The organism is Amycolatopsis sp. NPDC005961 (assembly GCF_040629235.1).
GTDB classification, from domain to species: domain Bacteria; phylum Actinomycetota; class Actinomycetes; order Mycobacteriales; family Pseudonocardiaceae; genus Amycolatopsis; species Amycolatopsis camponoti.
Map to the genome: position 1 here is coordinate 25,757 of NZ_JBEXVF010000011.1, position 12,726 is coordinate 38,482.

Below are 12,726 nucleotides of genomic sequence, written 5' to 3' on the forward strand. Positions count from 1 at the left end.
CCCTCCGGGTACGCGAGCCGACTCCCCCGGCACGCGACCCGGCTCTCCAGGTACCCGACCCGACCCTCCGGGTACACGACCCGCGGCGGATCAGTCTTCGTCGGGCTTCGCGTGGTCCGGCTTGCCCGGGTTCGGGTCGCGCGAGAGGTCGATGAGCGGGTGCACGCCCGCCCCCTCCGGCGCCGCGTGGCTACCGGTCGACTTCTTCTCTTCGTCGGGCCCCGCGGCCCCTTCGTTGCTGCTCATCACGCACTCCTAGCGCTCATCCCTGCTTCCCCTTGCGGCCGGAAACCTACCCATTACCCGGTCGGGTGACGCAGAGGGATCGGATCGGGCGTTCCGTGCGTCACACCGCCACCGAGGCGTCACGATGGGTGGCGAGCACCGGGCGAGAGGGGAGGGCCAAGAGGATGTCGGGCGAGTTCGACCAGCTGGTAGCCGAGTTCGAGCGGTTCCAGTCGAGCATCCGGAACGTCGACGACCGGTTCGCCGCCGTCGGCGCGATGCGGCAGGAGCTGACCGAGCTGCGGGCGAGCGCGTCCTCGCCGGACGGCGGCGTGACCGTGGTCACCGGACCGGGCGGCGCGATCCTCGACGTCGAGTTCACGGACGCGGCGCTCGCGAAGGGCCCGAAGGCGCTGTCGGCGGCGTTGCTGACGACGCTGCGCGAAGCCGTCGGCGAGGCGGCCCGCCGGCAGGCGGTGCTCGTCGAGGAGCACCTGGGCGACAACCTCGGCCTCGTCGACCAGGTCCTCGAGACCCAGGCCGTCGTGTTCGGAACCACCGTCGAGGAAATGCGGTCGAAGCTGGCGGAAGGAACGCCGGCGCCGCCGGCCCCCGCCGAGGACTTCTCCGAGGAGCGGGTGCTGCGCCAGGCCGACGCGCCGCCCCCGCCGCCGGCACCGCCCGCGGCCGGGTCCGCGGGCGACACCTTCCTCCGCTCCCTGTTCGACGAGGAGGACTGATGCCCGACGGAGCCGGCGGTTACCAGGTGGAGGTCGACGCACTGCGCGGGTACGTCGGCGACCTCGGCAAGTACCGGGAGCAGGGCGCGAAGATCACCGAGAAGGTGGGCCAGGCCGACGTCGGCGACAAGTCGTGGGGCGTCGTCGGCATCTTCACCAAGCACGGGTACGACGAGACGCTGCGGGAGCTGCACGAGCTGCTGGCGTCGATGGCCGACGGCCTGACCTCGGCCCAGGGCAAGTTCACCGACGCGGCGAACGTCTACCAGGGCGTCGAGGACGACCACACGGCGTTCTTCGGCCAGGTCGAGGTCCTGCTCGACGGTCCGCGCGAGCCGAAGCACTGAGGGGGACGCAAGTGGCAGAGGTGGAAGACGTCGCGAGCGGCATCACCGTCAAGTCCGACGACCCGGACACCGTGCTCGGGATGAACGCCGGCAACGCCGTCAAGGCGACGCCGTTCGTCGGCGGCGCGGTGACCGTCGGCAAGGACTTCGTGTCGGTGGCCAAGGCGGTGACCGCGCCGCACCCGGACGGCGCCGACATCACGCTCGGCCTGGGCACGATCGCGACCGACACGGCGGGCTTCATCCAGTCGAGCTCCAGCACCATCACCGACATCGCCACCGACCCGCTCGGCTGGCTGGTCGGGCAGGGGCTGAACTTCCTGATCGGCGTCGTCCAGCCGGTGCAGGACGCGATCCATTTCGTCAGCGGCGACGGCCCGGCGCTCGGCGTCGCGGCGGAGAACTTCGGCGCGATCGCGACCGGTTTGGACCAGCTGTCCAAGAACTTCGGCCAGGTGGCCGACGAGCGGCTCAAGGGCTGGCAGGGCGACGCCGCCAACGCGGCGCGGACGTCGCTCGGCGAGTTCGCGCACGGCATCGGTGGCGTCGCCGGAAAGTCCGGCGACCTCGCCCAGATGCTGCAGCTGAACAGCATGCTGATGAGCTTCATCGAGGAGCTCATCAAGGCGATCCTCACCGAGTTCATCACGTGGCTGGTCATGCTGTGGGTGCCGGCGCTGGCGGCCGCGGTCCCGACCTGCGGCGCGTCGACGGCGGCGGCGGGCGCGGCCACCGAGGGCGAAGCCGTCGCGACGACCGCGCGGACCACGCAGAAGGTGTCGAAACTGCGGGAAATCCTGCAGAAGGTGCTGGACTGGCTGAAGAAGCTCAAGGACAAGCTGGCCGCCACGAAGCTCGGGCAGAAGCTCGCCGAGGGCAAGACCGCGACGAAGCTGTCGGAGATCGCCGAGAAGAACTCGGGCAAGACGCTGCTCGAAAAGACGATCGGCGAGGACGGCATGCTCGGCAAGCGCTGGGCGAAGGCGTGGGAAAACCCGGTCAAGGACGCGGCCGGCAACATCCAGTACAAGTCGTCGATCCTGAAGACGGGCGCCGAAGAGGCCCTGAAGAAGGGCGGCGAAGCGGCGGTCAAGGGCGTGGTGGGGTTCAACCCGGCCAACCCGAGCGAGAACGACGCGAAGAACGTCAACGACCACCTCGGCAAGCTGAACAGCCACACCAAAAACGCCAAGAAGGCCAGCGGCTACGGCTCGACCGGCGAGGACCAGTCCGACGAGGAAACCCGGTCGGAGCTGGACTTCTGATGGTGACGGTCGTCGCGGTGCTCATCGGTGTCGTCGTGGTCGCGGTGGCCGGGGCGATCTGGTGGCGTTCGAACAGCAAGTTCGTGGCAGGACGCCAGGAGCACTGGTTCAAGGCGTTCGCGGCGGAGCGCGGCGGAACGTTCCACAGCGGCGTCGGGCCGGGGCCGTCCCCGACGTTCGGCGTGGCCCACCCCTCGGGCCGGCCGCTGACGGAGAGCTCCCGCGCGGCGTGGGTGGAGTTCCGCCACCGCGAACGCCCGGCGATCGCGGTCGACACGCGCGAGTCGTACCGCCGCTCCGACGACCACACGGGTTTCCGCGACATCCACGTCACGCAGGTGGCCGTGCCGCCGTGCCCGGAGCTGCGGATCGTGCCGGGGAAAGCGCTGTCGATGCCGACGCTGCCGCCGGACTCGCGGCTCGAGGGCGCGCTGGGTCAGTGGCTGGCGGCGAACCCGCGGTTCGGGCAGCGGAACGTCGTGGTGGAGCACGGGTCGGCGCGGACCTGGGCGCCGGGGTGCGCGACGCGGGAGGCCATCGCCGCCGAGGCCGAGTTCCTCACCGAACTGGCCGAGCGGCTCCCCGCGGCGCTGTGGGCCCCGGGGGTCACCGGCGCCGGGTAGTCCAGTGCGTCAGCCCGGCCGAGAGGGCGAACACCAGGCCCAGCCCGACGATGTACGGCCCGGCCAGCAGGGCGAACCCCGCGCCGATGTTGGCGTCGGCCTGCTCGTCGGACCGGAAGCCGAGCGCGCCCACCGACAGCAGGATCGCTCCCACCGTGATCAGCACGACGGCCACCACCGTCAGGCGCTTCGTGACAGTCGTCATGTCCCCATCGTGCCGGGGGCCGGCCGAATTCGCTGGACAGCGGCCCCAGGATGAGGACGTGAACTGGAAGATCACCCAGATCGACGTCGCTCATCCGGACGCCGTCGCGATCATGCGCGAGTACATGGACGAAGTCGCTTCGCGCTACTACGGACGTCCGATCACCGAAGCGGAGCTCACGCGCTACGTGGCCGAGGAACCCGGGACCGACCTGGTGCCGCCCACCGGGGCGTTCGTCGTCGGCTACCGCGACGGCGAGGCCGCGGGCTGCGCCGGCACCCGCGTCGTCGCGCCGGGGGTCAGCGAGCTGACGAAGGTGTTCGTCAAGCCGGGCCACCGCGGCTCGGGGCTCGCCCCGGTCCTGGTGACGGCCGCCGAGGACGCGGCCCGGCAGCTCGGCTCGAGCCTCATGCGGCTCGACACCCGCCACGACCTCGTCGAGGCCCGCGCGCTCTACGCGAAGATCGGCTACGCCGAGGTCGAGCCCTTCAACGAAGGGCAGTTCGCCGAGCACTGGTTCGCGAAGGCCCTCAGCTGACGGGTCTTCACCTTCGCGTAGTTGCCGGGAACTCCGGTCAGAGCTTGGAACCGCAGTCCGAGCAGAACAGGGCGCCGGGCTTGTTGCCCTCGCTCCCGCAGCCGCCGCAGCCGACCTTGAGCGCCAGCGAAGTGCCGCACGACGAGCAGAACTTGCCGCCCTCGGCCTTCAGGCCGCAGCCCGGGCAGGTGACCTTCGCGCGGGTCTCGAGGTCGAGATCGGACGTCCAGTCCTTCTCGCGGGCCTTGTCCCAGATCTGGTCGCGCTGCGCCGACGCCTGCGCCCGCGAGATCTCCTCGGCGACGCTCGGCGAGCAGCGCAGGCACTGCCCGATCTCCTCGTTCCAGCACTGGTCCTGGCACATCCAGTCGCCGCAGCCGCGGCACTGGCGGAAGCTCGGGGTGATCTCCTTGACTGCCGCCGCCAGCGCGCGGTCCTTCGCCGGCGAGTTCGTCGCGCGGTCGTAGCGCCACTGGTCGGCCGAGTTGCTCAGGTCCCTCAGCGTCCCGCCGAAGAACGAGCCGACCGTGCGAAGCACGCTTCGCCCGGTTTCCATGTTGTCGCGCTGGAACGCGGAACGGAAACCGTTGCCACAGCGTTCGCACCGGAACTCGAACTGGTACCCCTGCGTGTTGGAGAGGTCCGAGAAGTTGTCCGTGAAGGGCACAGAGTCAGCCACGGCCCATCTTCGCCAGCGCACCGCGGGCACTGCGACGAGAGATTTGCCGACAACGACCCGGCTACCGGCCGTGACGGGATGCCGTCAGGGCCAACGGAAGCAGCGCCAGCACCCCGCCGACGACGGCGACGAGCGCGTACCCGCCGCCCGCGAACAGCTGTCCTGACCCCAAACCGGCCAAAGCGGACGCGGACCAGACCACCGCGTCCACGGTGCCCTGCACCCGGCTGCGCGTCTCCGGCGCGAGGTCGCGGCTCAGCTGCGCACTGCCGCCGACGAACACCAGGTTCCAGCCGTACCCCAGCAGGAACAGCGCCACCGGCAGCCCGGACGTGTGCGCGGTCGGAGCCGCCAGCGCGGTCGCCGTCGACAGCGCCAGGACGCCCAGACCCGCGTTGATCGTGACGCGCGGCCCCCAGCGGTCGGCGATCCGGCCGGACAGCGGCGCCAGCGCGAACATCCCGATCAGGTGCGCGCTCAGCACCCAGCCGACGACGTCGAGCCCGTGCCCGTGGTCCTCCAGCTGCAAGGGCGTCATCGTCATCACCGCGACCATCGTGAGCTGCGCGGCGACCATCGCGACCAGGGGCCGCGCTACGCCGGTCGCGCGCACCGGCGCGGCCGCCGGCGCTTCCCGTGGGGGCGGGACGTGCCGCGGGAGGAACGCGGCCGCCAGCGCCGCGCCCGCCGTGGCCAGCACCGCGACCGCGACCGGCCCGGACAGCGCCGGCCAGCCGAAGCCGGTGACGACGTTCGCCGCCGGGGCCATCAGCGCCGGGCCGGCGAGAGCGCCGACGGTCCCGGCCCAGACGACGTTCGAGAGCGCGCGGCCCCGGCGTTCCTCCGGGTACAGGTCGGCGGCCAGGTAGCGCGACAGCTGCGCGCCGCCGTTGCCGAGGCCGACCAGCAGGATGCCGAGCAGGAGCGGCGTCAGCGACGTCGTCAGCGCCCCGGCGAACGCGATCAGCGCCCCGGCCGCGGCGACGCCGTAGCCGGCGGCCAGCACGCGACGGCGGCCGTGCCCGGGCAGCAGCAAGCCCGCGCCGAGCGCTCCGGCGGCGGTGCCGAGCACGTTCGCGACGCTCGGCAGCCCGCTCCAACCCGGCCCGTTGCCCGCGGCGACGATCAGCGTCGCCGCGGTGCCCAGGCCGACCGTGGCCGTGTTGAGCAGCGCGACGCCCGCGAACAGCGCGCCCATCGACCTGGTCCGGCCTGCCACCATCGGAGTCCCCATGACCAGCAACTTTAGGAACTCCCGGCGATCTTCCGAAGGGCCCGTCAACGGCAAATCCGTCGCCACGGCCGCTCTTCGGAAGGAAGATGGGGCCCATGACCTTCCGTTCGGAAAAGCCGCTGGACGACGTCGACTGGCGGCTGCTGGACCTGCTGCAGACCGACGGGCGGTTGTCGTTCAAGGAGCTGGGCCGGCGGATCAACCTCTCGCCACCGGCGGTCGCGGAGCGGGTGCGGCGGCTGGAGGAGACCGGGGTGATCACCGGCTACCGCGCGCAGGTCGACGCGCGGCGCGCGGGCCAGCCGCTGCAGGCGTTCGTCGAGATGCGCTGCGCGCTGAGCAGCTGCCTGTCGTCGGTGGTGCTGTCGACGCAGTTCGAGGGACGGCCGGTGCAGCCGCCCTCGGACGACTTCCTGCGCGCGTCGACCTCGGACGGCTGGTCTTGACCGGTTGGCGGCTGTTTGCCCGATGCCCGCCTGCTAAACGAGAGGGATGCCGATCTTCCGCGCTCTCGCCGTCACCCTCGTCACCCTGGCCACGTTCGCCGCTCCCGCGACCGCACAGGCCGCGCCACCCACCGCCCCCGCCGGGTTCGTGGCGCTGTCCGACGTTGCGCCGTCGATCCTGCAGGACATGCGCTACGCCACCCGGCACAACTTCGTCGGCCGGCGCATCGACGGCTACCTCGAGCCGACCTGCATCCTGACCCGGCAGGCCGCCGAGGGGCTGCGTCAGGTCCAGTCCCGGTTGAGGAAGAAGGGCTACACGCTCAAGGTCTACGACTGCTACCGCCCGCAGCGCGCGGTCGACCACTTCGTGCGGTGGGCGAAGGACCTCGCCGACGAGAAGATGAAGGCCGAGTTCTACCCGAACGTCGCCAAGGACCGGCTGTTCGAAGACGGCTACATCGCCGAGAAGTCCGGGCACAGCCGCGGCAGCACGATGGACCTCACCGTCGTGAAGCTCCCGCCGCGGCTCCAGCGGCCGTACTTCCCCGGCGAGCCGCTCGTGCCGTGCTTCGCGCCGAAGGACCAGCGCTTCCCCGACAACATGGTCGACATGGGCACCGGCTACGACTGCTTCGACCCGCTCGCCCACACCGACAACCCGGCGATCACCGGCACCGCGCGCCAGAACCGCGATCTCCTGCGGACCGCGATGATCGCGGCGGGCTTCCACAACCTGCCCGAGGAGTGGTGGCACTACACCCTCGACGGCGAGCCGTTCCCCGACACCTACTTCGACTTCCCGGTGTCGCACCGCAGCCTGCGCTGAACGCGAAAACGCCCCCGGTCCTTTGTGGACCGGGGGCGTTTTCAGGTCGTCAACCGCAGTCCGCGGGGTTGACGGGCACCTCCGGCGCCGGAGCGTCGCCCTCTTCGGCGGCGATCCGGTACGCGTAGTGGTTCGCCGGCGGACCGTGGACCTCGACCCCGGTCGGGTTCTCGTACTTCGTCTTCCAGCCCGCCGGAGTCAGGAAGTACAGCCGGTATTCGGGCCCGGGCGCCACGCCCTCGAAGAGGAAGTGGCCGGTGCCGTCCGTGGTCTGCCGGCCCGCGACCGGGCAGTGCTGGTCGGACACCAGCACGACCTCGGTGCCGGCGAGCCCCTCGGTCACCTCGCCGTTGTCGTCGACGTGACCGATCGTGCCTTCGACGACGGCCTGTCCACCCGGCACCGAGGCCTGGGCGCGCGCGTTCGCGTGGTTCTCGATGTCGACTTCGCTGTACCCGAAGTCGCAGGCGGCCACGACCTTGCCGCGGTCGAAGGAAGCCTGCGGCATCGTCTCGGACACGTCGAACGTCCGGGTCTCCCCGGCGGCGATCGTCACGCCGCGGTTCCACACGAGATCACCCCAGCCGGGGCCGTTGCCGTCCAGCAGGTAGCCGTCACCGATGCGGTTGCACGCGGCCACGATGCCGGTCAGCGGGGTCGAGCCCGAGTTGGCCAGCGTCACGGTGAGGTGCGCCAGGTCACCCGGCTGGTAGCTGTCCTGGGTGAACGCCAGCGACGCGGTCAAGGCGCCGTTCAACGGCGGCGCGCCACGGACGAGCAGGTCCGGGGTGTCCGGGGTGATCCGGACGGTCTGCCACCGGACGAGCCAGCCGTCGACCACGTCACCGCCCAGGGTGTAGTCCCCCGCCGGGAGGTCGAAGGCGAACTTCCCTTCGGCGTCGCTCGTGGCCGTGTAGTTCCTGGAGCCGGTGAAGTACCGCAGGGTGAGCGTGGCGCCGGCGAGCGGTTCGCCGCCGTCGAGGACACCGTCGCCGTTCCGGTCCGCGTAGAAGATCCCCGTCGCGCGACCGGGCACCTTCGTGACCGGCGCCTGCGAGTCGAACGAACCGACCCCGAACCCGGTGTCGTCGGACACGGTGCCGCGCAGGGCCGCCGTGGTCTGCTCGGGGTCCCGGACGTGGCCGGACACCGTCAGCTCGAACGACCCACCGGCCTCGATCGTCAGCCCCGGCCGGTTCTGGAGCGCACCCCAGCCGCCGTAGGGGACGTACAGGTCGATCGGGTCGAAGTACTGGAACACCGTGAGCCCGGTCGCCCGGCCGGAGTTGTTGTTCGTCAGCTTGACCGTGGCGTGGATTTCGTCGCCGGTCCCGTAGGACGGCTTGTCGAAGGTGACCGAAACGCCGATCCGGCCCGAGGCCGCTCCCGCCGGAGCGGCGAACACGCCGGTCAACGCCGCCATCGCCGTGACGAGGACGGCGAGCAAGACCGCCGCTCTTCGCCCGGCTGAACGCATGACAAATGAAGTGGTCAACGCAGTCTCCCCCTGCTACCCGTGTGAATGCGCCAAAGCCCCCGAACGGCGCAGAACCTGCTCACTGTAGGCAGAGTGCGCGAAAAAGGACCAGGCTTTCCGGCCGATTGGCCGGTTCCGGACACACGGGAAAGGCCCCCGCCGGAAACCCGGCAGGGGCCTTTCTCGTGGATCCGGCTTCGTCAGCGGAAGTCGCGGCCGAAGTCGTAGTCGTCCAGCGGCACCGCGGCACCGGTACCCGTACCGAACACGTCCGGGGTGTAGTAGCCGTCGTCGTAGGACGGGATCGCGTACGCCGCGACCCGGGCCTCTTCGGTCGGCTGCACCTGGATGTTGCGGTACTTGTTGATGCCCGTACCGGCCGGGATCAGCTTACCGATGATCACGTTCTCCTTGAGGCCCACGAGCCGGTCCGAGCGGCCGTTGATGGCCGCGTCGGTCAGGACGCGCGTGGTCTCCTGGAACGACGCCGCCGACAGCCACGAGTCCGTGGTGAGCGACGCCTTCGTGATCCCCATCAGCACCGGACGACCCGAAGCCGGCTCGCCGCCTTCGGACACCGTCGAGCGGTTGCGTGCCTCGAACTTGGTCCGCTCGGGCAGCTCGCCCGGCAGGAAGTCCGTGCCACCCGAGTCGATGACCGTCACCCGGCGCAGCATCTGCCGGACGATGACCTCGATGTGCTTGTCGTGGATCGACACACCCTGGGCCCGGTACACCTTCTGGACCTCGTCGGTGAGGTGCATCTGCGCCTCACGCGGGCCCATCACGCGCAGGACCTCGTGCGGGTCCGGGGTGCCCTCGAGCAGCTGCTGCCCGACGTTGACGTGGTCACCGTCGCCCAGCGGGCCGTTCGGGGTGTTCGCGAGCCGCTGACGCTTGGACAGCTTGTCGAAGACGATCTCTTCGCCGCCGTCGTCCGGGATCAGCGTGATCTTCCAGAACCGCTCGCTCTCCTCGATGCGCACGCGGCCATCGACGTCGGCGATCGGCGCCTTGCCCTTCGGGACACGAGCCTCGAAGAGCTCCTGCACACGGGGCAGACCGGTCGTGATGTCGTCACCGGCGACACCACCCTGGTGGAACGTACGCATCGTCAGCTGCGTACCGGGCTCACCGATCGACTGGGCCGCGACGATACCCACGGCCTCGCCGACGTCGACGAGCTGACCGGTCGCCATCGAGCGGCCGTAGCAGGTCGCGCAGATGCCGACGGCCGACTCGCAGGTCAGCACCGAGCGGACCTTGACCTTCGAGATGCCGCTGGAGAGCAGCTTGTCGAGGGCCGGGTCGCCGATGTCGTCGCCCGCGTTCAGCACGACGTTGCCCTTGGCGTCCACCGCGTCCGTCGCGAGGTTCCGCGCGTACACGGAGGTCTCGACGTGCTGGTCGCGCAGGACCTTGCCGTCGCCGATGTCCTCGCCGATCGGCATCATGATGCCGCGGGTGGTGCCGCAGTCGACCTCGCGGACGATGACGTCCTGCGAGACGTCCACCAGACGACGGGTCAGGTAACCCGAGTCGGCGGTCCGCAGCGCCGTGTCCGCCAGGCCCTTCCGGGCACCGTGCGTCGCGATGAAGTACTCCGCCACCGACAGGCCCTCACGGAAGTTGGCCTTGATCGGACGCGGGATGTACTCACCCTTCGGGTTCGACACCAGGCCACGCATGCCGGCCAGCGACCGGACCTGCGTCATGTTGCCCGCCGCGCCCGACTTCACGATCATGGCGATCGGGTTGTCGTCCGGCAGCGCCGTCTCCATGATCTTGTGGACCTCTTCGGTGGCCTGCGTCCACACCTTGACGAGCTCGTTGTTGCGCTCGGTGTGCGACAGCTGACCACGCTGGTAGCGCTTCTCCACCTGGGAGGCCTTGCCCTCGTACTCGTCGAGGATGGCGGCCTTGCCCACCGGGGTGAGCACGTCCGAGATGGCGACGGTGACGCCCGAGCGGGTCGCCCAGTAGAAACCGGCGTCCTTCAGGCGGTCCAGGGTCTGCGCGACCTGCGTCATCGAGTACCGCTCGGCGAGGTCGTTCACGATCGCGGCCTGACGCTTCTTCGGCATCGGCTCGTTGATGAACGGGTAGTCCGCCGGCAGCAGCTCGTTGAAGAGCACCCGGCCGAGAGTCGTCTCGGCCAGCCACATCTTGCCCGGCTCCCAGCCCTTCTCCGCGAGCGCCGCTTCGTCGGCCTTCGCCGGCTGACGGTCGGTGATGCGGATCTTGACCGGCGCGTGCAGGCTCAGCGCCTTGCGGTCGAAGGCCATGATGGCTTCGGCCGTCGACGAGTACGCGTTGCCCGCGCCCTCGGCGTCCTCGCTCAGGCGGGTCAGGTGGAACAGGCCCGTCACCATGTCCAGTCGCGGCATGGCGAGCGGACGGCCCGACGCCGGCGACAGGATGTTGTTCGCCGACAGCATCAGGATCCGGGCCTCGGCCTGCGCCTCGGCCGACAGCGGCAGGTGCACCGCCATCTGGTCACCGTCGAAGTCCGCGTTGAACGCCTCGCAGACCAGCGGGTGCAGCTGGATGGCCTTGCCCTCGACCAGCTGCGGCTCGAAGGCCTGGATGCCGAGGCGGTGCAGCGTCGGCGCGCGGTTCAGCATCACCGGGTGACCGGTGATGACCTCTTCCAGCACGTCCCACACCTGCGGCCGCGAGCGCTCCACCATCCGCTTGGCGGACTTGATGTTCTGCGCGTGGTTCAGGTCGACCAGCCGCTTCATGACGAACGGCTTGAACAGCTCGAGCGCCATGTCCTTCGGCAGACCGCACTGGTGCAGCTTCAGCTGCGGCCCGACGATGATGACCGAACGGCCCGAGTAGTCGACGCGCTTGCCGAGCAGGTTCTGGCGGAACCGGCCCTGCTTGCCCTTGAGGAGGTCGGACAGCGACTTCAGCGGCCGGTTGCCCGGGCCGGTGACCGGACGCCCGCGGCGGCCGTTGTCGAACAGCGCGTCGACGGCCTCCTGCAGCATCCGCTTCTCGTTGTTGACGATGATCTCGGGCGCGCCGAGGTCGATCAGCCGCTTGAGACGGTTGTTGCGGTTGATCACGCGGCGGTACAGGTCGTTCAGGTCCGACGTCGCGAACCGGCCACCGTCGAGCTGCACCATCGGGCGCAGGTCCGGCGGGATGACCGGGACGGCGTCGAGCACCATGCCGCGCGGGTCGTTGCCGGTCGCCTGGAACGCGGCGACGACCTTGAGCCGCTTCAGCGCGCGGAGCTTCTTCTGCCCCTTGCCGTTGCGGATGGTGTCGCGCAGGTTGTCGGCTTCCGCGGCGACGTCGAACTCGGCGGCCAGCTTCTGGATGGCCTCCGCGCCCATGCCGCCGGTGAAGTACTCGCCGTAGCGGTCGACGAGCTCGCGGTAGAGCAGCTCGTCGGCGATCAGCTGACGGGTGTCGAGCTTCGTGAAGGTCGTCCAGACCTCCTCGAGGCGGTCCAGCTCGCGACCGGCGCGGTCACGCAGCTGACGCATCTCACGCTCGCCGCCTTCCTTGACCTTGCGGCGGACGTCGGACTTGGCGCCCTCCGCCTCCAGCTCGGCCAGGTCGGCTTCCAGCTTCTGCGCGCGGGCCTCGATGTCCGCGTCACGCTTGGTCTCGAGGTTCTTGCGCTCGACGCCGATCTCGTTCTCGAGGGTCGGCAGGTCGTTGTGACGCAGCTCCGTGTTCACGCCCGTGATGACGTAAGCAGCGAAGTAGATGATCTTCTCGAGGTCCTTCGGCGCCAGGTCCAGCAGGTAGCCCAGGCGGGAAGGAACACCCTTGAAGTACCAGATGTGGGTGACCGGCGCGGCCAGCTCGATGTGGCCCATCCGCTCACGGCGCACCTTGGCGCGGGTCACCTCGACGCCGCAGCGCTCACAGATGATGCCCTTGAAGCGGACACGCTTGTACTTGCCGCAGTAGCACTCCCAGTCCCGGGTCGGACCGAAGATCTTCTCGCAGAAGAGGCCGTCCTTCTCGGGCTTGAGCGTCCGGTAGTTGATGGTCTCCGGCTTCTTGACCTCGCCGTACGACCACTGACGGATGTCGTCGGCCGTGGCGAGACCAATGCGGAGCTCATCGAAGAAGTTGACGTCCAGCACGTCTAG

13 protein-coding genes are annotated in these 12,726 nt (G+C 70.0%); 7 read left to right on the top strand and 6 right to left on the bottom strand.

What is annotated here, in order from left to right:
• Nucleotides 1-90: 90 nt before the first annotated feature.
• Nucleotides 91-246 (bottom strand): hypothetical protein, encoded by a 156-nt coding sequence (locus ABZ342_RS12480; protein ID WP_155548867.1) that lies wholly within the window; start codon nucleotides 244-246, stop codon nucleotides 91-93.
• Nucleotides 247-410: 164 nt separating this feature from the next.
• Here ABZ342_RS12480 and ABZ342_RS12485 point away from each other — a divergent pair, with 164 nt between their 5' ends.
• The 4 genes from ABZ342_RS12485 to ABZ342_RS12500 are packed head-to-tail and all read left to right on the top strand — an operon-like array spanning nucleotide 411 to nucleotide 3,200.
• Entirely contained in the window at nucleotides 411-965 is a 555-nt protein-coding gene (locus ABZ342_RS12485) for a YbaB/EbfC family nucleoid-associated protein (RefSeq protein WP_360471962.1), read from the top strand.
• Nucleotides 965-1,312, top strand: coding sequence for a hypothetical protein (locus ABZ342_RS12490; protein ID WP_360471965.1), 348 nt, complete (start codon nucleotides 965-967; stop codon nucleotides 1,310-1,312). The genes ABZ342_RS12485 and ABZ342_RS12490 overlap by 1 nt, the downstream gene beginning before the upstream one ends.
• 11 nt (nucleotides 1,313-1,323) lie before the next feature.
• Nucleotides 1,324-2,577, top strand: a complete 1,254-nt coding sequence (locus ABZ342_RS12495) for a hypothetical protein (RefSeq protein WP_360471968.1) — start codon at nucleotides 1,324-1,326, stop codon at nucleotides 2,575-2,577.
• Entirely contained in the window at nucleotides 2,577-3,200 is a 624-nt protein-coding gene (locus ABZ342_RS12500) for a hypothetical protein (protein ID WP_360471971.1), read from the top strand. The genes ABZ342_RS12495 and ABZ342_RS12500 overlap by 1 nt, the downstream gene beginning before the upstream one ends.
• Here the strand turns inward: ABZ342_RS12500 and ABZ342_RS12505 are convergent.
• Nucleotides 3,184-3,405, bottom strand: coding sequence for a hypothetical protein (locus ABZ342_RS12505; protein ID WP_155548863.1), 222 nt, complete (start codon nucleotides 3,403-3,405; stop codon nucleotides 3,184-3,186). The genes ABZ342_RS12500 and ABZ342_RS12505 overlap by 17 nt on opposite strands.
• Nucleotides 3,406-3,463: 58 nt before the next feature.
• On the opposite strand from ABZ342_RS12505, the gene ABZ342_RS12510 reads away from it, so the two are divergent.
• Nucleotides 3,464-3,943 (top strand): GNAT family N-acetyltransferase, encoded by a 480-nt coding sequence (locus tag ABZ342_RS12510; protein ID WP_360471974.1) that lies wholly within the window; start codon nucleotides 3,464-3,466, stop codon nucleotides 3,941-3,943.
• 37 nt (nucleotides 3,944-3,980) lie between these two features.
• Here the strand turns inward: ABZ342_RS12510 and ABZ342_RS12515 are convergent, their stop codons facing one another.
• The gene (locus ABZ342_RS12515) at nucleotides 3,981-4,622 is read right to left on the bottom strand and encodes a zinc ribbon domain-containing protein (RefSeq protein ID WP_230863075.1); all 642 of its coding nucleotides are present in this window, start codon (nucleotides 4,620-4,622) and stop codon (nucleotides 3,981-3,983) included.
• Nucleotides 4,623-4,683: 61 nt separating this feature from the next.
• Complete coding sequence (locus tag ABZ342_RS12520; RefSeq protein ID WP_360471977.1) at nucleotides 4,684-5,856, bottom strand: MFS transporter; 1,173 nt, start codon at nucleotides 5,854-5,856, stop codon at nucleotides 4,684-4,686.
• Between the two features lie 95 nt (nucleotides 5,857-5,951).
• On the opposite strand from ABZ342_RS12520, the gene ABZ342_RS12525 reads away from it, so the two are divergent.
• Complete coding sequence (locus tag ABZ342_RS12525) at nucleotides 5,952-6,302, top strand: Lrp/AsnC family transcriptional regulator (protein ID WP_360471980.1); 351 nt, start codon at nucleotides 5,952-5,954, stop codon at nucleotides 6,300-6,302.
• Between the two features lie 46 nt (nucleotides 6,303-6,348).
• Nucleotides 6,349-7,131: a M15 family metallopeptidase gene (locus tag ABZ342_RS12530; protein ID WP_360471983.1), complete on the top strand. Its 783-nt coding sequence runs from the start codon at nucleotides 6,349-6,351 to the stop codon at nucleotides 7,129-7,131.
• A 49-nt stretch (nucleotides 7,132-7,180) separates the two neighbouring features.
• Here the strand turns inward: ABZ342_RS12530 and ABZ342_RS12535 are convergent, their stop codons facing one another.
• Nucleotides 7,181-8,626: a SpaA isopeptide-forming pilin-related protein gene (locus tag ABZ342_RS12535; protein ID WP_360471986.1), complete on the bottom strand. Its 1,446-nt coding sequence runs from the start codon at nucleotides 8,624-8,626 to the stop codon at nucleotides 7,181-7,183.
• A 182-nt stretch (nucleotides 8,627-8,808) separates the two neighbouring features.
• A complete protein-coding gene (locus ABZ342_RS12540) occupies nucleotides 8,809-12,720 on the bottom strand; it encodes a DNA-directed RNA polymerase subunit beta' (protein WP_155548859.1) in 3,912 nt (1,303 codons plus the stop codon).
• Nucleotides 12,721-12,726 lie beyond the last annotated feature (6 nt).